General features: G+C 60.7%; 21 protein-coding genes and 1 pseudogene. 12 read left to right on the top strand and 10 right to left on the bottom strand.

Annotated elements, in window-relative coordinates; translation table 11 throughout:
* Positions 1–5: 5 nt before the first annotated feature.
* Positions 6–959, top strand: coding sequence for an electron transfer flavoprotein subunit alpha/FixB family protein (locus OKW27_RS05960; RefSeq protein ID WP_429332878.1), 954 nt, complete (start codon positions 6–8; stop codon positions 957–959).
* A 299-nt stretch (positions 960–1258) separates the two neighbouring features.
* The gene (locus OKW27_RS05955) at positions 1259–1573 is read left to right on the top strand and encodes a site-specific integrase (RefSeq protein WP_341865057.1); all 315 of its coding nucleotides are present in this window, start codon (positions 1259–1261) and stop codon (positions 1571–1573) included.
* Here OKW27_RS05955 and OKW27_RS05950 read toward each other — a convergent pair.
* The 4 genes from OKW27_RS05950 to OKW27_RS05935 form a co-directional block, all read right to left on the bottom strand.
* A complete protein-coding gene (locus OKW27_RS05950; protein ID WP_429332877.1) occupies positions 1531–2025 on the bottom strand; it encodes a LysR family transcriptional regulator in 495 nt (164 codons plus the stop codon). The genes OKW27_RS05955 and OKW27_RS05950 overlap by 43 nt on opposite strands.
* A complete protein-coding gene (locus OKW27_RS05945) occupies positions 1979–3436 on the bottom strand; it encodes an amidase (protein ID WP_244145082.1) in 1458 nt (485 codons plus the stop codon). Before OKW27_RS05945 ends, OKW27_RS05950 begins: the two co-directional genes overlap by 47 nt.
* Before the next feature lie 18 nt (positions 3437–3454).
* Positions 3455–4561: a CobW family GTP-binding protein gene (locus tag OKW27_RS05940; RefSeq protein ID WP_429332876.1), complete on the bottom strand. Its 1107-nt coding sequence runs from the start codon at positions 4559–4561 to the stop codon at positions 3455–3457.
* Between the two features lie 87 nt (positions 4562–4648).
* Positions 4649–5350 (bottom strand): cyclase family protein, encoded by a 702-nt coding sequence (locus OKW27_RS05935; RefSeq protein WP_090812640.1) that lies wholly within the window; start codon positions 5348–5350, stop codon positions 4649–4651.
* A 312-nt stretch (positions 5351–5662) separates the two neighbouring features.
* Between OKW27_RS05935 and OKW27_RS05930 the strand changes: the two genes are divergently transcribed.
* Entirely contained in the window at positions 5663–6490 is an 828-nt protein-coding gene (locus OKW27_RS05930) for an IclR family transcriptional regulator (RefSeq protein WP_090812501.1), read from the top strand.
* A 254-nt stretch (positions 6491–6744) separates the two neighbouring features.
* Here OKW27_RS05930 and OKW27_RS05925 read toward each other — a convergent pair whose 3' ends face one another.
* The 3 genes from OKW27_RS05925 to OKW27_RS05915 all read right to left on the bottom strand — a co-directional run bounded on the left by OKW27_RS05925 (position 6745) and on the right by OKW27_RS05915 (position 9871).
* Positions 6745–8157, bottom strand: a complete 1413-nt coding sequence (locus OKW27_RS05925) for an MFS transporter (RefSeq protein ID WP_090812500.1) — start codon at positions 8155–8157, stop codon at positions 6745–6747.
* 148 nt (positions 8158–8305) lie between these two features.
* Positions 8306–9052 carry an SDR family NAD(P)-dependent oxidoreductase gene (locus tag OKW27_RS05920; RefSeq protein ID WP_429332875.1) on the bottom strand — a complete coding sequence of 249 codons (747 nt, stop codon included), beginning with the start codon at positions 9050–9052 and terminating at the stop codon, positions 8306–8308.
* A gap of 42 nt (positions 9053–9094) precedes the next feature.
* Complete coding sequence (locus OKW27_RS05915) at positions 9095–9871, bottom strand: SDR family NAD(P)-dependent oxidoreductase (RefSeq protein ID WP_429332874.1); 777 nt, start codon at positions 9869–9871, stop codon at positions 9095–9097.
* A gap of 795 nt (positions 9872–10666) precedes the next feature.
* Here OKW27_RS05915 and uxuA point away from each other — a divergent pair.
* From uxuA to iolB, 3 genes are read left to right on the top strand one after another with little or no spacing between them, the layout of a single operon-like run.
* A complete protein-coding gene (uxuA, locus tag OKW27_RS05910; protein ID WP_208524340.1) occupies positions 10667–11725 on the top strand; it encodes a mannonate dehydratase in 1059 nt (352 codons plus the stop codon).
* The gene (locus OKW27_RS05905) at positions 11712–13235 is read left to right on the top strand and encodes a mannitol dehydrogenase family protein (RefSeq protein WP_429332873.1); all 1524 of its coding nucleotides are present in this window, start codon (positions 11712–11714) and stop codon (positions 13233–13235) included. The genes uxuA and OKW27_RS05905 overlap by 14 nt, the downstream gene beginning before the upstream one ends.
* Before the next feature lie 25 nt (positions 13236–13260).
* Positions 13261–14091 carry a 5-deoxy-glucuronate isomerase gene (gene iolB / locus OKW27_RS05900; RefSeq protein WP_429332872.1) on the top strand — a complete coding sequence of 277 codons (831 nt, stop codon included), beginning with the start codon at positions 13261–13263 and terminating at the stop codon, positions 14089–14091.
* A gap of 16 nt (positions 14092–14107) precedes the next feature.
* Here the strand turns inward: iolB and OKW27_RS05895 are convergent, their stop codons facing one another.
* Positions 14108–15103, bottom strand: coding sequence for a LysR substrate-binding domain-containing protein (locus OKW27_RS05895; protein ID WP_429332871.1), 996 nt, complete (start codon positions 15101–15103; stop codon positions 14108–14110).
* Between the two features lie 175 nt (positions 15104–15278).
* Between OKW27_RS05895 and OKW27_RS05890 the strand changes: the two genes are divergently transcribed.
* Entirely contained in the window at positions 15279–16445 is a 1167-nt protein-coding gene (locus tag OKW27_RS05890; protein WP_429332870.1) for a M24 family metallopeptidase, read from the top strand.
* An 89-nt stretch (positions 16446–16534) separates the two neighbouring features.
* Complete coding sequence (locus tag OKW27_RS05885) at positions 16535–17920, top strand: MFS transporter (RefSeq protein ID WP_429332869.1); 1386 nt, start codon at positions 16535–16537, stop codon at positions 17918–17920.
* 266 nt (positions 17921–18186) lie between these two features.
* Here the strand turns inward: OKW27_RS05885 and OKW27_RS05880 are convergent.
* Positions 18187–18389, bottom strand: a pseudogene (locus OKW27_RS05880) (DDE-type integrase/transposase/recombinase); the annotation flags it as partial.
* Positions 18390–18613: 224 nt separating this feature from the next.
* Complete coding sequence (locus OKW27_RS05875) at positions 18614–18877, bottom strand: hypothetical protein (RefSeq protein ID WP_429332868.1); 264 nt, start codon at positions 18875–18877, stop codon at positions 18614–18616.
* A gap of 122 nt (positions 18878–18999) precedes the next feature.
* Here OKW27_RS05875 and OKW27_RS05870 point away from each other — a divergent pair, with 122 nt between their 5' ends.
* Genes OKW27_RS05870 through istB form a run of 4 tightly spaced genes read left to right on the top strand, consistent with a single transcriptional unit; the run spans position 19000 to position 22140 of the window.
* On the top strand, positions 19000–19509 hold the full coding sequence (locus OKW27_RS05870) for a hypothetical protein (RefSeq protein WP_429332867.1): 510 nt from the start codon (positions 19000–19002) through the stop codon (positions 19507–19509).
* On the top strand, positions 19481–19870 hold the full coding sequence (locus tag OKW27_RS05865; RefSeq protein ID WP_429332104.1) for a hypothetical protein: 390 nt from the start codon (positions 19481–19483) through the stop codon (positions 19868–19870). The genes OKW27_RS05870 and OKW27_RS05865 overlap by 29 nt, the downstream gene beginning before the upstream one ends.
* Positions 19863–21362, top strand: a complete 1500-nt coding sequence (gene istA / locus OKW27_RS05860; protein ID WP_429332103.1) for an IS21 family transposase — start codon at positions 19863–19865, stop codon at positions 21360–21362. Before OKW27_RS05865 ends, istA begins: the two co-directional genes overlap by 8 nt.
* Positions 21340–22140 carry an IS21-like element helper ATPase IstB gene (istB, locus tag OKW27_RS05855; RefSeq protein ID WP_429332102.1) on the top strand — a complete coding sequence of 267 codons (801 nt, stop codon included), beginning with the start codon at positions 21340–21342 and terminating at the stop codon, positions 22138–22140. Before istA ends, istB begins: the two co-directional genes overlap by 23 nt.
* Positions 22141–22203: the final 63 nt, after the last annotated feature.

Below are 22203 nucleotides of genomic sequence, written 5' to 3'. Positions count from 1 at the left end.
GAGAAATGACGAACCTGGTAATTGCAGAACACGACAATGCGTCGATCAAGGCCGCGACGCTGAACACGATCGCAGCGGCACAGAAGATCGGCGGTGATATTCACGTGCTGGTCGCGGGACATAACGCGCAGGGCGCGGCCGATGCGGCCGCGAAGATCGCGGGTGTCAGCAAGGTGCTGCTCGCCGATGCGCCGCAACTGGCCGAAGGCCTCGCGGAAAACGTCGAAGCGACGGTGCTGACGCTTGTGCAAGATGCGGCGAAGCATTACACGCACATCCTCGCGCCGGCTACCGCCTACGGCAAGAATGTCGCGCCGCGTATCGCCGCGAAGCTCGACGTCGCCCAGATCAGCGACATCACGGCAGTGGATAGCGCCGACACGTTCGAGCGTCCGATCTACGCGGGCAACGCAATCGCGATCGTGCAATCGGCTGATCCGATCAAGGTCATCACCGTGCGCTCGACCGGTTTTGATGCCGTCGCAGCCGAAGGCGGCAGCGCAGCGGTCGAGAAGATCGAAGCGGCAGCCGACGCAGGCCTCTCGCAGTTCGTGAGCCGCGAAGTGACGAAGCTCGATCGTCCGGAACTGACGAGCGCGAAGATCATCGTGTCGGGTGGCCGGGGTCTGGGCAATGGCGAGAACTACATGAAGGTGCTCGAGCCGCTGGCCGACAAACTCGGCGCGGCACTGGGCGCATCGCGTGCGGCGGTCGACGCGGGGTTCGTGCCGAACGACTATCAGGTCGGCCAGACGGGCAAGATCGTCGCGCCGCAATTGTACGTGGCAGTCGGCATCTCGGGTGCGATCCAGCATCTGGCCGGGATGAAGGACAGCAAAGTGATCGTCGCGATCAACAAGGACCCCGAAGCGCCGATCTTCAGCGTCGCCGATTACGGTCTGGTGGGCGATCTGTTTGAAGTTCTACCGGCCATAACTTCCAGCTTAGCCAGTCGATAACGTGTCGCAAAAAGGGCGAGCATCCAGCTTTAAACTTGCGCATATATTGGTATGGCTGAACGAGCGTCGGAAGGTCGATCCGCAGTCGCGCTTGCAGTCGCAGGCTGGATGCTTAAAAGATTTGTTTGATGGGTGCGGGCAGCTTAAGCATTCATCGCGAAAAGTTTTCTTGCACTAAACCGCTGACGCGGTAGGGGTGAAGAGCGAGCGCCTATATCTGACTTTCCTCAGAGGTGGTAATCAGGCGCTGGATCATCAGCGAGGAGAAGCGGACGCTTCCAGGAGCAGTCTTCCAATATATGAATGCCCAGCCGGGCTTCATCATTGTTTCATGGAGGTGCTCCATGACGCCACTGCGTCAACGTATGTTACACGACATGCAGATCCGTAATCTCGCCGAGAATACTCAGCGATCCTATCTTCTTCAGGTTTCAAGCTTCGCCCGGCACTTCCGCCGTTCGCCCGAGTTACTGGGTCCCGAGGAGATACGGGCCTGGCTCATCTATCTTCGGGAAGAGCGCAAGCTAGCGCCCGCCAGTCTCCACCCAACGATCGGTGCACTGCGCTTCCTCTACCGCGTGAGCAGCACATCAGTACCGGCTTCGAGCAGATGAGTGGGGAACGCGTGCCTCAGCACATGCGGCGTAATCGGCTTCTGGATGTCGCTGCGCTGCCGTGCCCTGTCGCGGCAGTGGTAATCGGGTGTCCGGGGATGTCGCCCGGTCGTGGTGTCAAAGGCGTCGATGCAGGAGCTACGCGCGGTGACGTTCACGAACGTGGCGGTCCCAGGGGAGGTCCTCACGTCCGTGCTCAAGAAGCTCCCCCGTATCCGCTCGACTTGTTGCAACACCTGCATAGCGTGGTCCAGCGCCGTTAAGCCGACTGCGCTGGGCTGAACACCTCGGCGTCCGCGCTCGAACAGCGGCACCCCAAGCTCGAGTTCCATAGCTTGGACTCTTGCGCCTGCCGCCGCCAGAGACAAGCCTGCCAGTTGGGCACCCCCGGTTATGCTGCCCGAATCAGTAATGCAGATTAGCAGTTGCAGGTCGCTCAAATCGAACCGCATCCATTCGGCTCCTAGTCACCGCCGGCCTCTCGTGGGCCCACGGCTTGGCGCTTTCGAACGCAGCCGCAGCACGGAAGATGTCTGTTTCACAATTGATCTTCGCTACCATTTGCAGGCCTACGGGCAAGCCTCCGGAGGTGAATCCAACTGGAATCGACGCGGCAGGTTGGCCCGTGAGGTTGAATGGATAGGTGTAATACTGCCAAGTGCAAAGGTTGCGTCCTTCTGGCTGCCCTGGTACGTCAACGTTGATGTCGCACGCCGGAATTGGCATGGTCGGCGACAAGAGCAGATCGAATGGCTCGAAGAAGGACCGGACCTTCTCGCGGAACTCATACCGTTCGAACACTTTTTCGTAATATTGCAGCAGGCTTTGGTCCAATGCATTGTCCAGGACCCTGGCTACTGATTTGTCGAGTAGTTCGCGCGATTCCAGCAAGGTTTTTCTCAAGCGCGTTCCCACGCCGGCATAAAACTCAGCCGTCCAGAGGTCGGCGGGATCACTCCCGATTCCTTCCTCCAGAATTACCACTTCACAGCCCATGTCTTCAAACAACCTCAACGCCGACTCGGCGATGCTTACGACGTCAGAATCTGCCTTTGCGTATCCAAGGGTCGGACTCCACGCGATGCGCATCCGTTCAACAGGTTGTTCGCACGCTCCAAGGAAATCCGGCACCGTGCCAAGCTGCGAAAATGGATCGCGACGGTCACCGCCAGAAATCGCGGTGAGGAGCAACGCTGCGTCGCGTACCGTGCGAGCGAGCGGGCCGACATGTCCCAAAGTGGGCGTTGCGGATGCAGGGAAAACCGGCACGCGTGCGAACTGAGGCTTGATCCCGAAGAGTCCGCAGAAGGAGGCGGGGGCACGGATTGATCCGCCGCCATCCGTACCCAGGGCGAACGGCGTAATGCCTGCAGCAACGCTGGCTGCTGCGCCGCAGCTCGAGCCGCCTGGCGTCTTGGAGAGGTTCCATGGGTTTCGCGTAATGCCGGTAAGAGGGGAGTCTCCGACGGCTTTGCAACCGAACTCGCTAGTAGTGGTCTTACCGACGATGCATGCGCCCGCTGCCTTCACGCGTTCAACCGAAGGTGCGTCATAGGCGGCAATGTTCGCCTCCATTGCTAGAGAGCCGAAGGTCTGACGAACACCGTCTACTGCAATGAGGTCCTTGACCGAAATCGGGAGGCCATGCAACACGCCAAGCGTTTCGCCTCTCATGACCGCTTGTTCCGCACGGCGGGCGCTGTCAAAGGCGAGTTCCGGCGTCAAAGTTGCGAAGCAGTTCAGTTCAGGCTCGAGCGCGTCGACGCGCTCGTAGACCTGTTTCAAAAGTTCGACCGGAGAGACTTGCTTTTTCGCAATCGCGTCTCGCATTTCGAGCGCGGTAGTGAAATGAGAGGAATACACTTCGTAGCACCTTCTTGCTTAAACCATGACGATGCCGTGCCTTACCGCGTCGGCGCTACTTGTGATGCATGCGCTAAAAGCTGTAGTGATGCTTTCCCGTGCAAGATTTTTTCCGATGATGACGAGACGCGTCTCATGAACCCCGCGAGGCCACGCGTCTGCATAGGTGAGCGGGCTGAAAATGTTCTGCACACCCTGCAGGATGATCGGACGGTCAGCGCCCGGGAACTTGATTAGCCCCTTGACTCGATAGAGATTGCCCCCGTAGTCCTGGGTGAGTTGGGTCAGGAAGGCGAGGAACCTTTCATAGTCAACCGCCTCAGACTCCCGGAAACTCACCGAGGAGACGTCAACATGGTGGTGCGGATCATGATGGTGGTGCGCACCAGAGCCGCATAAAGCGCGGTGGTCCTCCTCCGACGCGTGGTACGAATCACTGTCTACGCCAATCCAGTTGGTGACCGACGTTTCCCGAGTGCTTGGATCGAATAAGCCAAGGTCGAGCAGCTCGACCGGGGCCACGTCGCCGAAGCTAACTGTCTTCTTTGCAGCGATGGGGTTCAGCGCCTCGACCAGTGAGACGGCCGAGCGGTACTGTTCGACATCTACCAGATCGCGCTTGTTGAAGATGATCTTGTCAGCCAGCGCAATCTGGCGCTCCGCTTCTGGCGAGTTCTGCAACTGGTCTTCCACATGTCTCAGGTCAACCAGCGTTACGATTGCATCGAGACGGTATGTGAGATTCAGCGACATATCCGTGTAGAACGCCTGTGCGAGCGGGAGAGGATTCGCAATTCCGGTCGTCTCAATAAGGACGCGATCAAAGTCAACCTTGGGTTCGGCCAGGGCCGCCTTCCGCATATACAGCTTGTATAACGCTTCCATCAGGTCGTCTTTGCTCGAGCAACAGATGCAGCCGTTACTCAGCTCCAACATGTCCTCGGACGCACGGGTGATGAGATCCCCGTCGATGCCGATTTCGCCGAACTCATTCACAATGACCGCGACCTTCCCGGAGTCGCGGCTTGAAAGGATGCGGTTGACCAGCGTCGTTTTGCCCGCGCCAAGGAAACCTGTCAGGAGCGTTATAGGGATTCGTTGATCGTTGTCAGCGTCGGTGTTCATCTTCAGGCCTGGTCAGTTGCTTGGTTTGCGGGCGGGACCCCTAGCAAGTCCCCGTGAGAAGTGCTCAAAACATCAGTCCAAGACGAATCAATCGTTCAGCACGGCCCAGGCCCGCACTGGCGATCCGCTTCCATTTTGGATCTTCAGCGGCGGCCCGTAGAACATGAATTCACCCTTGCCGACCAGCTCTTCGAGATTCACGAGCCATTCGTAGTGGGTGATGCCACGGTCGCGGCACACGCGGTGGCTCGGAAACAGGTTATGCGACGGTTTGTCAGTGGAAGGTCCCTCCACGCCGTGGAGTTTCGAGCCGCGATCCGCAAGCCAATGCGTGGCTTCCGCGGTAAGTCCTGGATTACTCCATACGACTTTCAAGTCCGGGTAGTGGCGTTTGTGCAGACCCGTGTTCATGAGCACGATGTGTTCGTCGATCTTCACCCCCGCCTTTTCTTCCGCTTCTTCGAGGTCTCGGACGTCAATGTCGCCCAAATCGGGGATGTGCGTCATGTCGAGGCACACCGCTTTCCCCATGAACATCGACAATGGCATCTCGTCGACCGGCGCACCATTGGGGTTGGTGTGGTAGAAGGCATCAACGTGCGTAGCGATGTGGTCCAGCGTGCTGATGAAGGTGGTCGCAAAAGTCATCGGGTCCTCAGGCACGCCCATACCCATCGAGAGCGACTTCTCGTGGGTGAGGTGAGGCGCAATGATGGGGCGTTGAAACAACTTGTGCGCCGGCATGTTGTCGGAAAGAGTCAATGTCAAATCTACGATTCGCTGCGCCATGGTAAGTCTCCCTTTAGATATGTCTGCGTCCTGAGGCTGATGAGGACGGCAAATGATTTTCAACGTCTTGAACAGCTGCTCAGGCCCAATCCGCAATACGGACTTCCAGAGCAAATTTTGGATTCGAGCGGTGCTCGATTACCCCAGGATAGTGCTCAGCGAGACTGCTTAAGCCGCTGATAAATCGATGTTGTCCCTTCGATACAACCATAACCTCGCAAATTTCAAACAACAACAGCGCAGCCTCAAAAATGAGTCCGCTTTGTGGACTATTTGGGTGTAGCATGATTGCTTTGATGGACGCACCACGCCATGAACACTGAGAGCCAAGCGTCAGCGATGAGCAAAGGATCGGGAACGCAGAGCATCGAACGCGCTGCTCGAATCTTGCGAGAAATCGCTTCATTCAGCGTGCATGGGTTGCGCCTATCAGACTTGGCCACTCAATTGAAGCTGGAAAGGCCAACAATCCATCGAATCCTAAGTTGTTTGGTGCGGGAAGGGCTGGTGATGCAGCACCCACAATCGCGTCGGTATCTCCTCGGCCATAACTTGTACGAGCTCGGCTTGACAGCGGCAACACAATTCAAATTGCAGGCAATCTGCGAGCCTTCGATGAAACGGATTGCCGAATCAACGGGGGATATTGCGTTTTTGACGATTCGTAGCGACTCTGATGCAATCTCGATAGCAAGAGTTGAGGGCGGCCAACCCGTGACGGTGCCCGCTATACAGATTGGCGTGCATCGACCGCTGGGAGTGGGCGCCGGCAGTCTAGCGCTGTTGATGCTCCTTCCCGACGACGAAATCTCTCGAATTTGCCACGCCAACGCAAAGCGGCTCTTCACCTATGGTCGATTGTCAGTACCCTCGTTACTCAAGATCGTGAAGCACTCTCAAGACATGGGCTATGCCACGCATGACAGCAGTCTCATCCCGGGGCTCAGCGGAGTGGGGACAGTGATTCGTGACAGCGGGGGTGCGCCGCTTGCCGCGCTGAGCGTGACTGTGTTGGCCGAAAGCTTGCCGGCCGCTCGGCAGCAAGAGCTCATTTCATTGCTGCGAACGGAGTCTCGCATTATCCAGAACCTCGTGCATCAGGCTAACCTCGACATCTCTGACTTGCGCGGTCGTGTCTGAAGGAGTTGATGGAGGTCGAGGCGGTCTTCCGCTTCGGGCACAGGAAAAGAAGTCCAACTAGAGAGGAAAGGGCATTGTCGACTTTCTGAACTGGGGGAGGCGGGCAGGAATCGGGTCGGGGAGAGCAACTGGGCTATTGCTCAATCTCGAAGGAGACGAGTCTGCTGGTGAGCCCCTAACACCGATGAGGTGTCAAAGCGCAGGCGCGGCGCACTGCTGGTCGTTGCTCCCGCGCCTGCTTTCACACTAAGATGTTATTCGATTGCTGCGCTGTAGCGGCCGAGCTCCTGTGCTGCGACCAAGCTCGGCTCGTGCACCGGTTCGCTCCAAGTATGCTCTTCCGGATCAACGTGACGCGTGGCGAAGATCAGCAAGCCGGAGAGAAAACAGGGAACTGCACCGAAGAACAGGCCGGCGTGAAGCCAATCACTTCCGGAGCTAAGCGCGGCGGTGATGCCGAGACCCGCCAAGATCGCTCCAATCGGGCCCATTGCATGGACAATGGCGCTGCCGGTGCCTCGGATAGCCGTCGGATAGCTCTCACCGATGAAAAAGAGCGCAGCTGCGTACGGGCCGTTCAGAAAGAACAGGCCGAGACTGTAGAGTCCGACGACCACGTAGAGGTCGTGTGGGCCGTAGAGCATCCCTGCAAAAGCGAAGCCCCCGAGCATCCAGCCAAGAGCCAGCGTGTTTCGACGGCCGATCTTGTCGCCGATGAAGCCGTGCGAAAGGTAACCGACGTAGCCGACGACGTTGGACAGGACGAGAATCAGGAGAGAGTTCTCAAAGGAAACGTGGTGGACTTGAGTCAGGACAGTTGTACCGAGCACGCCAAAAACTTGAATCGCGGACCAGTTGAGGAGCAAACCACCACCGAGAACGAGCGTCGGACGCAGAGACTCCCCGCGGAAGGCCGCCCAGACGCCCGCCGACGAATGCTGCTCGTAGTCGATCCCGTGGCGCTCCGCGATCTTGCGTGCAGCAGCCTCTTCACCGCGGTCCCGAAGCTCCTTCACATGTTTGTGCAGAAGAAACTGTGGGCTTTCCTTCAGGCGACGGGTCATGAAGAAGATGACGATGGCCGGAAAAGTGGCAAAGACAAAGCAGCCTTGCCAACCTATGCGGGGCAGCAGCAATGCCGTGAGACCGGCTGCGACCAGCGCACCAATCGGCCAGCCACCCTGAACCAAGCTATAGATGAAGCCCTTCCGCTTGTTGAGGCGAGCATCGTTAGCAGCGGTGTAGAGTTCATTGAGATAGGTTGCGTTGACCGTCTCCTCGGCGTATCCGAGACCAGAGAGCGACCGAATCAAAATCAGAGGCCAGCGCCCGAGCGATCCGCCGACCACGGTCAACCCGGAGCAGACCGCAGCGCCTGCGACGGTGAACAGCAAGCTATTTTTTCGTCCCGCTTTATCGAGAATTGGCCCGATTACGAAAGCAATCAAAGCGGTTCCCGCCGCAACCAGGGTTGCGATTTCTGCCTGCTCGGCGGCATCCCACTTGTAGTGGGAACCGATTTCTGGAAGAAGGGTGCCGAACAGAATAAAGTCATAGACCGCAAACACCCAAGCGAAGAAAGCAACAATGGTCGCTCGCTTTACATCACTGGGCAGTATCGGATCGACCCGAAAGTCGTTCGATTGGGGATTTTTGAACTTAGCCATTTTGGACTAACTCCTTCGCCTCGCGGAAAAAGTAAGCACGTTCTTCAGGTTTTCAAAAGTACTACTGATATTGAAGACCGGTGGTTGGTACGGAGAGGGTCAGCGAGCCGCAACTCGAGCGGTTGAACGCTTTGGTTACGGCCAGCGGTTAAATCATGTAGTCGCCGCCATTCGGGTTAATGGTTGCCCCCAAAAAGTAGGAGCCGGCGTCGGATGCAAGTAGCACAGCCGCAGGTGCGATTTCGTCGACGGAGGCTGCTCGGCCGATCGGGAGTTCCGCAAGTTTTGCGCGCCGGAACGTTTCCGGGAGGCTGCGGAACAGCTCCGTGTCCACAGGTCCTGGGCAGATGGCATTTGCAGTAATCCCTTGGTCAGCCACCTCGTACGCGAGCGAACGCGTGAATCCAATCACGCCTGCCTTGGCTGCAGCGTAGTGGGAGAGCTCTTTCGCCCCTTTATGGGCGAGTTGAGAGCTGATGTTGATGATCCGCCCGTGCTTCCGTTCGCGCATTCCGGGAAGGACGGCGCGAGTGCACAGAAAGACACTGCGCAGGTTAATCAACATCATGCGGTCCCACATGTCCGTCGGCATGTCTACGACATAGGACGCTGATTCGATTCCCGCATTGTTCACAAGGATATCGATGCGCCCAAGTCCGAAGATGGCGGTCTCTACTGCTGCGTTGATTTGCGATTCGTCACCGACATCCGCAGAAATGGCCACGCCTTTCACGCCGAGGTCCCTGATTCGCGCTGCGGTCTGCTCCGCGTCTTCTTTCCGTCGGTCGAGTACCGCTACCTCGGCACCTTCTTTCGCGAACGCCATGGCGATAGCTTGACCGATGCCGCGCGCGCCCCCTGTGACTAGCGCTGTCTTTCCAATTAGGCTGCTCATGCTTGGCCTCCAATATGAATAGGATGAGTTGCGAGCTGCGACTTAGTGACTTTGGATGACAAGTCCGCCATCGACCGTGATCGTCTGCCCCGTAAGGTATCGAGCCTTGTCCGAGACCATGAACGTGATGACGTCGGCCATGTCTTCCGGTTCGCCTACGCGACCAAGCGGGATAGAACCCGAAACCTGGTCGAGGCCTGCAGCGCCGAGCGAGTGCTGTTCGGAGAGCGCTTGGGCGGTACGGATGAAGCCGGGCGCCAGCCCGTTGACTCGGATTCCGTGACGGCCGAGCTCGACTGCAAGACCGCGCACAAGCCCAACTACGCCCGACTTGGCAGCTGAGTAGTGGGCATGCTCATCCCAACCGTAGGCGACGCCCATAATCGACGAAACGGCCACGATATTGCCGGCTCCCTTGTTTTTCATGCCCGGCAGAGCAGCCCGGATGATGCGGAACACACCCTTCAGATCAATGTCCATCGTGTGGTCCCACTTTTCGTCGGTCAATTCATCCAGCGGGACCTTATGCGCGATGCCCGCGTTCGCGATGACGGAGTCGAGCGCACCATACTGCTCTTCGACGGTCGCGACGATTTCATTGCATGCCGCGGTATCTCGAACGTTCAGCGGGTAGAAGTCGGCTTTGCCTCCGGCTTCACGAATCTCTGCCGCGACTGCCTGTCCCTCAGCCTGAAGAACGTCGGCAAGTATGACCCTGTAATCGAGAACGCCAAATGCTTTCGCCGCGGCGCGACCGATCCCGATCCCGGCGCCTGTGATCAAAACGACTTTCTCGTCCTCGTTGCTACTGTTACTCATTGTGGAGTCCTAATTATTGTGTGTTTTCAATCGGGCAATTTAGTGGCCGCTGCGTGTACATCTTGGGCGGGATCGCTGCGTTGGCGCAGTCTTGGTCGGCCGTCGTCTTACATGAGGTCAACTATAGAGGCGTCACAGTTGTTTGCAACAGCGCCGAAAACAAACGATTCCGCAATGTGGACAAGAGTACAAACCCCGATACCTCTGGCTTTTGCTTCGCCGGAATCAGGAATCCGGCGCAGATTTGGTGTATGGATAGTAGCTAAGTTGCTGATTTTAGGTGCACAAATCTCTTCATTGGTGCGTTGAGTGCGTCAACGGATGTAGAGAGCGCTCAGCCGTTGGCTAACTCAGAAGCCGGAGATATCCACGATATGGAGGGCGCGGCGCGAAGCAGGCGCAGGCGGCAGTGGAAAGGTGAGGGAGCGAATCAAGCCTGCGATCCCAGCGAAACGTAAGTCGGTCCCCAGCACTTCGCGTGCCCCGGCGGGGAGATCCGGGGCGTTCAGCCATGCGGCCAGCTGGGCCCAGGGTAGTTGACAACGGACGGGCGGTGACGTTGCAACGGCATGTATTCCATAATCGTATAGATAAAGCATTATTCTTCATTATAAAGGCATGTCAATCGCCGCTAGTATGCAGAGTCCTGGCTGCGCCCCCGCGTGAACCCGACAGGCGCACGGCGTCCATTCGCCGTCTCGCCGCGCTGGGCCGATGCGGAAGGGCCGAACCAACCATTCACTGATGCGCAGCGTCGTCGACGGCGAGGCGAGCGTGTGAGGAGGAGACTCGATCGTGAAAATGACCTTTCGCTGGTATGGCGACACGGACCCCGTGCCGCTCGCTTATATCCGCCAGATCCCCGGCATGGTCGGGATCGTCTCGGCGATCTATGACGTGCCTGTGGGCGAGGTGTGGCCGATCGACAGGATCCTGTCGCTGAAGGAGAAGATAGAGGCTCACGGCCTGACGCTGGAAGTGATCGAAAGCGTGCCGGTGCACGAGGACATCAAGCTCGGCAAACCGACGCGCGACACGCTCATCGCCAACTACGGCCTGACGCTGCGTAACCTCAGCGCCTGCGGCGTAAAGGTGGTCTGCTACAACTTCATGCCGGTTTTCGACTGGACCCGCACCTCGCTGGAAATGCCCCTGCCCGATGGATCGACGACGCTCGCGTTCGACACGCAAGCGATCCGCGAGCTCGACGTCAGCCAGGGTATCCAGCTGCCCGGCTGGGACGCGAGCTATCGGCCCGAGCAGTTGAGAGCCCTGCTGCGCGACTACGAAGCGCTTGACGAGGCCGGTCTCTGGGCCAATCTCGACTACTTCTTGCGCGCGATCATTCCGGTGGCCAAAGAAGCCGGCATCAAGATGGCGATCCACCCCGACGATCCACCACGGCCGATTTTTGGGCTGCCGCGCATCGTAAAGAATCGCGCGGACCTGCAGCGCGTGCTGGCTATCGTCGACGATCCCGCCAACGGCCTGACGCTGTGTTCTGGGTCGCTGGGCGCGGACCTGCAGAACGATATTCCGGCACTGGTGCGCGAGTTCGGCGCGCGTGGCCGGATTCATTTCGCGCACCTGCGTAACGTGCAAACCAATGCCGCAGGCGACTTTCATGAGACCTCGCATCGTTCGGCCGACGGCTCGCTCGACATGGCGGAAATCGTCAAAGCCTATTTCGAAACCGGCTTTGAAGGCTATGCAAGGCCGGACCATGGGCGAATGATCTGGGGCGAAACGGGCCGCGCCGGCTATGGGCTGTTCGATCGCGCGCTGGGTGCGGTCTACCTGAACGGCATCTGGGAAGGCCTCGCCAAACATCCGGCCTATCATGCGGCTGAGTAATGCCGCCGTGGCTTCGCTCGCGGCGCGCGCCGCTGGCGAAATCGTCGTTCCCACCTACGATCGCGCGAGCCTTGCACCGGGCATCGTTCATCTGGGCCTCGGGGCGTTTCATCGCGCGCACCAGGCCGTGTACACCGAGCATAGGTTGCGCGCTGGCGATCACCGCTGGGGCATCGTCGGCGTGTCGTTGCGGCGTGCGGACACGTCGGAGGCGCTCACTGCGCAGGATCATCTGTATGCCGTGGATGTGCGCGACGGCACCGCGGATTCGTTCCAGGTGGTCGGTGCACTGATCGCTTCGCTGGTCGCGCCGCAGTCGCCCGCCGCCGTGCTCGATGCGATGACCGATCCGCGCTGCCATATCGTCAGCCTGACGATCACCGAGAAAGGCTATTGCCGCAATCCGGCCAGCGGCGCGTTGCAGTTCGATCATCCCGACATTGCTCATGATCTGCGCGAGGCTGCCGCGCCGCGTAGCGCGATCGGCTTCGTCGTGCGCGCGCTGGCGCTGCGTCGCGCGGGCGGTTTTCGCCCGTTTACCGTGCTGCCGTGCGACAACCTGCCGTCCAACGGCGACACGATGCGCGAGTTGACGTTGGCGTTCGCGCGCGAAGCGGATCCTGCGCTGGCCGACTGGATCGAGGGAGAGGGCGCGTTTCCCAACACGATGGTGGATCGGATCGTGCCGCTCACCACCGACGCCGATCGCAGGCGCGTAGCGAAGCAACTCGGTGCCGACGATACGTGGCCGGTGATGACCGAGCCGTTTTCGCAATGGGTGATCGAGGACCGCTTCGCGGGACCGCGGCCGGCGTGGGAGCGCGCAGGCGCGACGCTCGTGGGTGACGCGCGTCCCTATGAGCAGGCCAAATTGCGGATGTTGAACGGCGCGCATTCGGCGCTCGCGTACCTCGGGTCGCTGATCGGCTATGACACCGTTGATCAGGCGATCGGCGCGCCGGCCGTGCTGAACTTTGTCGAAAACATGTTGCGCGACGAGGTGGAGCCGACGCTGTCGCGACCTGCTTTGGCCACCTATCGCGCTGACCTGTTCACGCGTTTTCGCAACACCGCGCTCGATCACCGCTTGCAACAGATCGCGATCGACGGCTCGCAGAAACTGCCGCAGCGCTGGCTGGAAAGCGTGCGCGCCAACCTGAAAAGCGGCGCGCCGACCGAACGTCTCGCGTTTGCGTTGGCCGGCTGGATCGCGTACCTCAGCGGTCAGGACGAGACAGGCCGCACCTACGCCATCGCGGACCCGCTGGCGGACACACTGGCCGAAGCGGTCCGCTCGACCTTGCACGCGGATGCCATCGATGCGGTACAAACACTGTTCGAAATCGAGTCGATTTTCGGATGTGATCTGCGCGCACAGCCGCGCTTCGTCGCGCAGGTCGGACGCCATCTGGCGGCGATTCGCGCACACGGCGTCGTCAAAGCCATGGACGCCTGTACCGCTTCACGGCCATGCACGCAGCCGCAGCGACCGCCGCGTTCTGGCGAGTAGCGGCCCTAAATAACCGGAGGAACACATGAGCGAGCTGCTCGTCAAACCGTCAAAGCACGCCGAAGACGGCCAGATCATCCATATCACGCCGACGAGCGCCGGCTGGAAATACGTCGGCTTCGATGTTTTCGACCTGAACGCCGGCGCCAGGCTTACGCGGGAGACGGGCGATCGCGAAGCCGTGGTCGTGCTTGTCAAGGGGCACGCAACAGCCGGTTGCGAGGGGCTCATGAGCCGCGTGATCGGAGCACGGATGTCGCTGTTCGAAGGCGCGCCGTGGTCCATGTACGTGCCGCCGCACACGCGCTACACGATCGTGGCCGCGGACGACGTCGAACTCGGCGTCTGCTCCGCGCCCGCGAAGGGCGGTCTGCCGCCGCGCTTCATTGCACCTGACGAGGTCAGGCAGGAAACCCGTGGCGCTGGCGCCAATCTGCGTCACGTGCGCCACATCCTGCCGGAAACCGAGCCGGCGGAAAGCTTGCTGGTGGTGGAATCGGTGACGCCCGCAGGCAACTGGTCGAGCTACCCGCCGCATCGGCACGATACCGACAATGGCGAGCAGCAGACCTATCTCGAGGAAACCTATTACCACCGCGTCTCGCCGCCGCAGGGCTTCGCGATTCAGCGCGTCTATACCGACGACCGCAGTCTCGACGAAACGCTCGCGGCGTACGACAAGCATGTCGTGCTGGTGCCGCGCGGCTATCACCCGGTTGCCGCCGCGCACGGCTACGACCTCTACTACCTGAATGTGATGGCCGGTCCGCGCCGCGCCTGGCACGTACATAACGAGCCGGCTCATGAATGGTTAGTACAACCCGGCGCAAGGGGCGCGGTGGACGGCGCGCGCTGAGTCCCGTTGCGGTAAGTCAATCGCTGTCGGCGTCGGGGCCTTGGGTGTCGAATCCGGCGGCCTCGCGCAGCGCTTGCAGCATCGCCCGCGCGCCCGGCGAGAGCCTGTCGCCGCGCCGTGTGACGATGCCCGCCGGTCCGAGCTTCAGATCGAGTTCGAACGGTAGCGGTTCGAGCGCACCGGCAATGCAATACGGCCGCACCGGCTCGCGCGCAAGCGGCGCGATCATATCGCTCATTTGCAGCAGACTCGTGATGACAGGCAGCGACGAGCTCTCGACCACATCCGTCGGCAACGCGAGCTTCCGTTCGAGAAACAGTTGCGTGAACTGATTGCGCATGACGTTGCCTTTTGGCGGCAAGATCCACGTTTGCGGCGCCAGTTCGTCCCAGCTCAGAGCCTTGCGCTTGACGAGCGGATGGCCAACGCGTGCAAACAGCGCGTGCTGTGCTTCTGCGAGCGGCGCATAGTGCAGCTCCGCAAGGTCGTCCGGATTGCGGATTCGCGCGACGATCATATCCAGCTTGCCTTCCTGCAGACGCTGCACCAGCACCTCGCTGAACTCCATCTCGATGTTGACGCGAATCTGCGGGAAGCGCTTCTTGAGCAGCGCCACCGCTTGCGGCACGAGGTTGGTGGCTGCCGTGACTTCGGTGCCGATCATCGCCTGCCCGGTCAGGCCGGCTTTGAGCGCTGACACTTCGTCGTACGCGTGCCGCAACTCCGCCAGCACGCTGCGTGCATGGCGGATCAGCACCTCGCCGTACCAGGTGGGCTCGACACCGCGCGGATGCCGTTCGAACAGCTCCACACCCATCGTCTCTTCCAGTTCACGCAGCAACTTGGTCGCCCCGGGCTGCGTCATGTGCGCGGCGTTCGCCGCCCGCAATACCGAGCGATGGGTATCGAGCTGAACGATCAGGGCCAATTGACGTGTCTTCAGACGCGTGGGGTCGAAGCGGCCCGTCGCGATGGCCCCTGCGCCGGTGTCCGGATGAATGGCTGCGGTCACAATATTAGCTCCACGTATTCCTTATCGATATAGATTATGCGTTATTTTTCATTATAAAAGCATATCGATCGATTCTACTATGCAGAGGACGGCCTGCATTCCAAGGCGGGGCGAATTCCCTTCATGGGCATTGAGGCGGGCTGCATCCTGCAGCCACACAGGAGACGAAGAAGTAATGAACACTCGTACCACAGACATCCCGCCGGAAGGCATCACCACCGACGAGTTCCTCGGCCGCGTCGCCAAGGTCCGCAGCGCACTCGACAAGGCGGGGCTGGTCGGCCTGCTTGCCTTCGGCGATTGCTGGCGTGGCGCGAACATCGGCTACTTTACCGAATTCCGTCCGCTCGACGGCGTATCGGACATCGCCAACGCGATCCTGCTGCTGCCCGTGGACGGCGACCCCGTGCTGTTCGTGTCGGATCAATGCTTCGACTACGCGACGAGCGTGACCGCCTTCGAAGTGCGCAGCCTGCGTGAAGTCACGCAGCAGGTGCAGGCATTTTCGGCGCGGCATCGCAGCGGCACGGTCGGCCTCGCCGGCGCCGCCTATATCCCCGCGGACCTGTTGCAGCGCCTGAACGCCGGTCTCGGCGAACTGAAACTTGAACCGACGATGGTGCTGGCCGAAATCAAGGCGATCAAGAGCGACGCCGAAGTGGCGCTGATGCGCAAAGCCGCCGCCTTGACCGATTCGGCGATGGCCGCGATTCGCGACGCGCTCGCCGACCGCCGTCCCTACACCGAGCGTGAACTCGCTCTAATCGCTGACCGCGCGATGCTCGCAGGAGGAGCGGACCGGACCGCGTTTGATTCGATGGTGCAATCCGGTCCGCGCTCGGCGTATAACCTGGCGCGCCCCACCGACCGCATCCTGCAACCGGGCGACCTGATCATGACCGACATCGGCGCGCGTTATCGTGGGTACGTGGCCGATGGCGGACGCGGTTTTACCTACGGTCCGGCGAATCCCGAGAAGATGGCGATCGTCGCGGCGGCGGCGCGCGCGGTCGAAGCGGGGCTTGCCGCCGCGCGTCCCGGCATGGCCGCCATGGAACTGAACGCGGTGATCCAGCAGGCGCTGGTGAAATCGAACTACGAGCAATACTCGAGCGAAGCGCGCGGCCATGGCACCGGTCACGGCACCGGCATGGACCCGGAAGAAGAAGCGCCATGGATCGGGCCGGGCAACAGGACCGTGCTGCAGGAAAACATGGTCTTTACCCTGAAGGCGACCATCACGGTACCGAACGTCGGCGGCTTGCGCACGGAACGTATCGTGCGGTTGACCTCGGGCGGCGTCGAAACGCTCGACCAGTTCCCGATGGAACTGCACTGGTGAGCACAGTGAATTTATCGTAACGTGCCGGCGCACCCGCGCCGCTGACACGCAGCAGTTCAAAACATGGATTCCCAGAGAAGGGAGGAGACGTGAATACATCGCCCGTTTCAGCCGGCAACGCGCCGGTTATCAGCCGCTCGGCCGTCAACCGTGTGCTGGTCGCTTCGGTGGTCGGGACCGCCATCGAGTGGTACGACTTTTTTCTCTATGCCACCGCTTCGGCGCTGGTCTTCGCCAGGCTGTTCTTCCCCTCGTTCGATCCGGTGGTCGGCACCATCGCGGCGTTCGGGAGTTTTGCGGTCGGCTATCTCGCACGGCCTTTCGGCGCGGTGTTTTTCGGGCACTTTGGCGACCGCATCGGACGTAAGGCGACACTCGTCGCGACGCTGACAATCATGGGCGTCGGCACCTTCGTGATCGGTTTGCTGCCGACTTACGCCTCGATCGGCGTCTGGGCGCCGATCCTGCTGGTGGCGATGCGCTTCCTGCAAGGGCTCGGCGTCGGCGGTGAATGGGGTGGCGCCGTGCTGATGGTGGTCGAAACGGCGCCGGCCAGGAAGCGGGGCTTCTTCGGCGCGTTCCCGCAATTGGGCGTGCCGCTCGGGCTGATGCTCTCGACCGCGGTGTTCAAAGCCGTGTCGAGTCTGCCGTCGGACGCGTTCTATTCCTGGGGATGGCGCCTGCCGTTCCTGCTGAGCGTCGCGCTGATCGCGATCGGCCTGTTTATCCGGCTGCGCGTCATGGAATCGCCGGTATTCGAACAGATCAAGGCGAGCAAGCGGGTCGTCAAGGCGCCGCTGATCGAATTGCTGCGCCGGCATCCGAAAGACCTCGTGCTGACGATCGGCACGCGCTTCGCGGTCGACATCACCTTCAACGTGATCAATGTGTTCGTGCTGGTCTATGGCACGACGCGGCTCGGCCTGCCGCGCGGACTCCTGCTGAACGCCATCATTCTCGGCTGCGCCCTCGCGCTGATCACGCTGCCATTGTTCGGCAAACTGTCGGATCTGATCGGACGCCGGACCGTCTTCATGTTCGGGGCGGTGTTCGTGGCGATCTACGGATTCGCGTTCTTTCCGTTGCTCGAGACACGCAATCCGACCTTGATTCTGGTGGCGTACGTCTGCGGTATCGCGTTAAGCCAGGCGTCCGTGTACGGCGTGCAATCGACGTGGTTTGCGGAGCTGTTCGGTACGCGGGTGCGCTATACGGGTGCGTCGCTGCCGTATCAGATCGCCGGCATCATCACGTCAGGGCCGACGCCATTGATCGCCACTTATCTGTTCGCCACATATGGCCAGACGCTGCCCATTTCGATCTATATCGCGGCGACGGGGTTGCTGAGCCTGGTGTGCGCGTATTTCCTGGCCGAGACTTTCAAGCGGGATCTGTCTGCGGAGCCGGAAGATGAAGCGGCCACCGCGCCGGGTGCGCATGCGTGCGGGCACTCGCCGCGTCCTTTGTCGCGCTGAGCGCAAATCGATACGGCTGCGACGTCGTGTATGACCCGGCCGCTTGCTGGGCCGCGGCGGGGCCGGCGTTGCGTCACGATCCAGCAAGCTGACAATGCCGTGCCATCATGTGCGTCCAACGGTGGGTGGAATGGCTGATGCGTACGCGATGCTGAACAGACACGTTGCTAGTCCCAACCATCCGCAGGTCCCAGGGTGATAGTCTTCAAACGGTTCTGTCGCGGTAAGGCGATTTGGGCGAACGATAGCGATATGATGAGGATTGCTTACATCGCCAGTGAGTAGAATTGCCGGGCGGCCGATGGCTTGAGTTTACCTGCGTCTTTCATCTGCCCCTTGGCGATCGTATGCATGAGTTCAATGCCGCTCAACAAGATGCGGGCACAACAAAATTCTTGAATCCCAACATGGGTCGGGTACGGCGCTTGATCGCCCGATGGTCTTGTTCCACGATATTGTTGAGATACTGATATGACTTTCCGTGTCAATCGCGATGTTGATTTTTCGCTTTTTCATAGGCGCGAGAATTCCCTGAGGGCGGCGTAGCAGTAAGGTCGACGGTGGATCACACTTCTATGAGCAGACTTCTGTCAAGATCCCTTTTCCCGAAATTTCCATAACCTGTCTGACCTGTGTTTGGTCTGAAGCCGCCCTTGCGCTCGTGAGAAGAACCAGCATTCTCACCGCCTTCTTCTATGAAGGGTAAGTAATTGTCAAGGCCCGGTTTGCACAGATCCCTCCTGAGACGTCATCAAGTTTACGAGGTCCCTTGTCAGGAAAGCGCGTAGCAAGCGTCAAGGGCAGGCGAAGCCTGGCGTCAGCGGCCCCCTTGACGCTGCGAAGCGCGATACGCTTGTCATCGGCAACTTGAAAGTCGTCGAGATCTGACGGTGCGAACGTCATCTTCTTCGTGGTGGTTTTTCTTCCGGGTGCGTTTTCTTCCGGCTTTTGTTTCATAAAGGCCTGGCTGTTCTTCGCTTTTCGCTTCTTCTTCGGCTGTTGTTTTTTGTTCGTGCCGAACCTGACGGCGAGGCTCGGGCGTAGGCGCGCGCATGATCTGCCCCCAAGGAGGGTCGGTCATGAAGCGCGTCGGACAGCGAAAGTGCCGGCATTGCGGGGCCTGGTTTCGTCCCGATCCCCGCAATGCGCGGCACCAACGGTACTGCAGCGAACCCGCGTGTCGCCGGGCGAGCAAAGCCGTCAGCCAGCGGCAATGGCTGGCCAAACCCGAGAACCAGGACTATTTCCACGGTGCGGAGCACGTCGCGCGGGTGCGGCATTGGCGCGCCGAGCATCCGGGCTACGGGCGCCGAACGCAGCAGAAGTCCGAGAAGTCTGGGGATGCGTTACAAGAGAACTGCCGCGCGCAAACCCTTGCCCCACAAGGCTCGGGGGCCGATTCGGGAGGCGCTGCGTTACAAGAAGTCTTATCGGCGCAACCGGCCGTCCTGATTGGGCTGATCGCCCATTTGACCGACAGCCCGTTACAAGAAGACATCGTGCGCAGCAGCCGGCGGTTGCTACAACTGGGGCAGGACATCTTGCATGGGAGGGGGGAGCATGCCGAGCAAGCGTGTGATTTGCCCTGAGCGGATCCGGCAGATTCCGGCGCACTTCAGTTGGGTCGATCACCGGCTGGTGCGCGAGCGCTACATCGAGCGCTGTGACGCCTGTGCGGCTGCGCTGTACCTGTTTCTGGTCACCGTCGCCGATGCGCAGGGCCTGAGCTACTACGCCGACGCGACGCTCGCACGGCGCCTGTCGATGGCGCCGGCGCGTCTGGAGATGGCCCGCAGCGACCTGATTCGCGTCGGCCTGATCGCCTGGCAAGGGCCGATCTATCAGGTGCTGGCGCTGGATGCGCCGGTGCCGGCGCCGCCGCTGCCTCACGCGGACGTGACGACGCAGCTTGAGCGGTTGCACGCGGCGCTGGGGAAGCGTCGTGCTTGATTATGAAACGTACTGCAAGATTCGCGACTGCCATGATCGGCAGCACCTGACGATCACGCAGACGGCGCGCGCGCTCGGCCTGCATCCGCAAACGGTGTCCAAGTGGTTGAAGGCCGCGCGGTACGCACATCGCGCGCAGCCGCCACGCACCAGCCGGCTCGATCCGTTCAAGGCGCAGGTGGTGCGCTGGCTCGATGCGCACCCGTACAGCGCGCAGCAGATCTTCCAGCGCTTGCGTGAAGCGGGCTTCGACGGCGGCTATACGATCGTGCGCGACTACGTGAGCAAGATCCGCCCGCCGCGGCGCGAGGCATTCCTGAAGCTCGCGTTCGCCCCGGGCGAGTGTGCCCAGGTCGACTGGGGCGAATACGGTTCGATCGCCGTGGGCTCGACGCGGCGGCGGCTCTCGTTCTTCGTCATGGTGCTGTGCTACAGCCGGCTGATGTATCTGGAGTTCACCGTCTCACAGACGATGGAGCACTTCCTCGCCTGCCACGAACATGCCTTTGCCGCCTTCGGGGGTTGTCCGGCCAAGATTATGGTGGACAATCTGAAGTCCGCGGTGCTGCAGCGGCTGATCGGCCAGGCGCCGGTATTCAATCCGCGCTACCTCGATGCAGCGCGCCACTGGGGGTTCGAGATCGTCGCCTGCAACGTCGGCAAAGGCAACGAGAAGGGCCGCGTCGAGAACGGCGTGGGCTACGTCAAGAAGAATCTCTTGAACGGGCTCGAGCTCGCCGAGTTCAGCGCCATCAACCCCGCGGCCCGACTCTGGCTCGATACCATTGGCAACGTGCGCATCCACGGCGAGACGCACCAACGCCCCGTCGATCTGTTCGAGACCGAGCGCGCGCATCTGAAGCCGCTCAATGCTTCGCCCTACGACGTCGCGCGCATCCTCACGGTGCGCACGAGCAGCCAGTTTCGCGTAGCGCTGGACACCAACCACTACTCGGTGCCGGCGCGCTACGCCAATACGCGCGTCACGCTCAAGGCCTATCCCGATCGGATTTGCATCTACTACGAGAACCAGTTGATTGCCCGCCATGTGCGCAGCTACGAGCGTCACCTCGATATCGAGGATCCCGAGCATCCGAAGGCCCTGCTCGCGCAGCGTCGCCATGCGCGCGAACAGCGGCTGATGCTGCGCTTCCTGAGCCTGGGCCCGCACGCCCAGGCCTATTGCGAAGGCCTCGAGCAACGGCGCATCAATGCGCGCCAGCATGTGCGCAAGATCGTCGCGTTGAGCGAAATCTACGGCATCGAGGCCGTTGCGCGCGCCCTGCAGGACGGGCTCGCGTTCCAGGCCTTCAGTTGCGAGTACATCGCCAACATGCTCGAGGCCAGAGCGCGGCAGCGGCCCGAGGCCGGAGCACTGCATCTGATCCGCCATCAGGATTGGCTGGAGTTCGAACTCGCGCAGCCGGATCTCTCGTGCTACCGCGTGCCGGAGGCCAACGATGACCAGGATGACGACAAAGACAAAAGCTGAATCCAGCGCGCCACAGTCAGGCGCCGATTCTGCGGCGACGCTGCGCACGCAGCTTATGCAGCTGCATCTGGCCTACACGCTGCAACACTACGAGGCTTTGGCCAGCGAGGCAGCCGCCCAGCACTGGTCGCATGTCGGGTATCTGGCCCGCCTGGTCGAAGGCGAGGCGCATCGGCGTGAAGATCGCAGCGTCGCCCGACGCGTCGCGCTCGCGCGATTCCCGGTACTCAAGACATTGGACCAATTCGAGTGGAACTGGCCCACCAAGATCAATCGTCTGCAGGTCCAGAATCTGTTTCGCCTGAACTTCATCGAGGAGCACGCCAACGTGATCTTCCTCGGCGGCGTCGGGCTGGGCAAAAGCCACTTGAGCATTGCGCTGGGCCATACCGCCTGCCTGCGCGGCTACTCGGTGCTATTTGCCACGGCCGTGGACATCATCAATTCGGTGAATGCCGCCTGTGCCCATGGCGGGCTCAGGCGTGAATTGCGCCGCTACGCCAAGCCGCGCCTGTTGATTATCGACGAACTCGGATATTTGCCCATCGACCAGCAAGGCGCCGACATCCTGTTTCAGATCGTCAGTCAACGCTACGAACACGGCGCCACCATCATCACCTCCAATCGCGCCTTCAAGCACTGGCCCGACATCCTCAACCACGACAGCACCTTGACCTCCGCGCTGCTCGATCGCGTCTTGCATCATGCCGAGACCGTCGTCATCGAAGGCAAGAGCTATCGCATGAAAGACCAGAGCGACCCCGAACCCGCCGCTTGACGCCGTTCACCACCGTGAGTTTCAAACCGCCCGATTCGCGTGAAATTGACGCCGCCGCTGACA

The organism is Paraburkholderia sp. 35.1 (assembly GCF_050436525.1).
In the GTDB taxonomy this organism is placed as follows: domain Bacteria; phylum Pseudomonadota; class Gammaproteobacteria; order Burkholderiales; family Burkholderiaceae; genus Paraburkholderia; species Paraburkholderia tuberum.
This window is presented reverse-complemented; position numbering and strand designations above follow the sequence as displayed.

Bases quoted from the DNA above. Each gene is read 5' to 3' on its own strand.
- OKW27_RS05960 (WP_429332878.1), top strand. From the start codon at position 6: ATGACGAACCTGGTAATTGCAGAACACGACAATGCGTCGATCAAGGCC.
- OKW27_RS05875 (WP_429332868.1), bottom strand. From the start codon at position 18,877: ATGAAACAAAAGCCGGAAGAAAACGCACCCGGAAGAAAAACCACCACG.
- OKW27_RS05870 (WP_429332867.1), top strand. From the start codon at position 19,000: ATGAAGCGCGTCGGACAGCGAAAGTGCCGGCATTGCGGGGCCTGGTTT.
- OKW27_RS05925 (WP_090812500.1), bottom strand. From the start codon at position 8,157: ATGGCTAAGTTCAAAAATCCCCAATCGAACGACTTTCGGGTCGATCCG.
- OKW27_RS05865 (WP_429332104.1), top strand. From the start codon at position 19,481: ATGCCGAGCAAGCGTGTGATTTGCCCTGAGCGGATCCGGCAGATTCCG.
- OKW27_RS05905 (WP_429332873.1), top strand. From the start codon at position 11,712: ATGCGGCTGAGTAATGCCGCCGTGGCTTCGCTCGCGGCGCGCGCCGCT.
- OKW27_RS05920 (WP_429332875.1), bottom strand. From the start codon at position 9,052: ATGAGCAGCCTAATTGGAAAGACAGCGCTAGTCACAGGGGGCGCGCGC.
- istB (WP_429332102.1), top strand. From the start codon at position 21,340: ATGACGACAAAGACAAAAGCTGAATCCAGCGCGCCACAGTCAGGCGCC.
- iolB (WP_429332872.1), top strand. From the start codon at position 13,261: ATGAGCGAGCTGCTCGTCAAACCGTCAAAGCACGCCGAAGACGGCCAG.
- OKW27_RS05915 (WP_429332874.1), bottom strand. From the start codon at position 9,871: ATGAGTAACAGTAGCAACGAGGACGAGAAAGTCGTTTTGATCACAGGC.
- OKW27_RS05935 (WP_090812640.1), bottom strand. From the start codon at position 5,350: ATGGCGCAGCGAATCGTAGATTTGACATTGACTCTTTCCGACAACATG.
- OKW27_RS05890 (WP_429332870.1), top strand. From the start codon at position 15,279: ATGAACACTCGTACCACAGACATCCCGCCGGAAGGCATCACCACCGAC.
- OKW27_RS05955 (WP_341865057.1), top strand. From the start codon at position 1,259: ATGAATGCCCAGCCGGGCTTCATCATTGTTTCATGGAGGTGCTCCATG.
- OKW27_RS05950 (WP_429332877.1), bottom strand. From the start codon at position 2,025: ATGCGGTTCGATTTGAGCGACCTGCAACTGCTAATCTGCATTACTGAT.
- OKW27_RS05930 (WP_090812501.1), top strand. From the start codon at position 5,663: ATGAACACTGAGAGCCAAGCGTCAGCGATGAGCAAAGGATCGGGAACG.
- OKW27_RS05940 (WP_429332876.1), bottom strand. From the start codon at position 4,561: ATGAACACCGACGCTGACAACGATCAACGAATCCCTATAACGCTCCTG.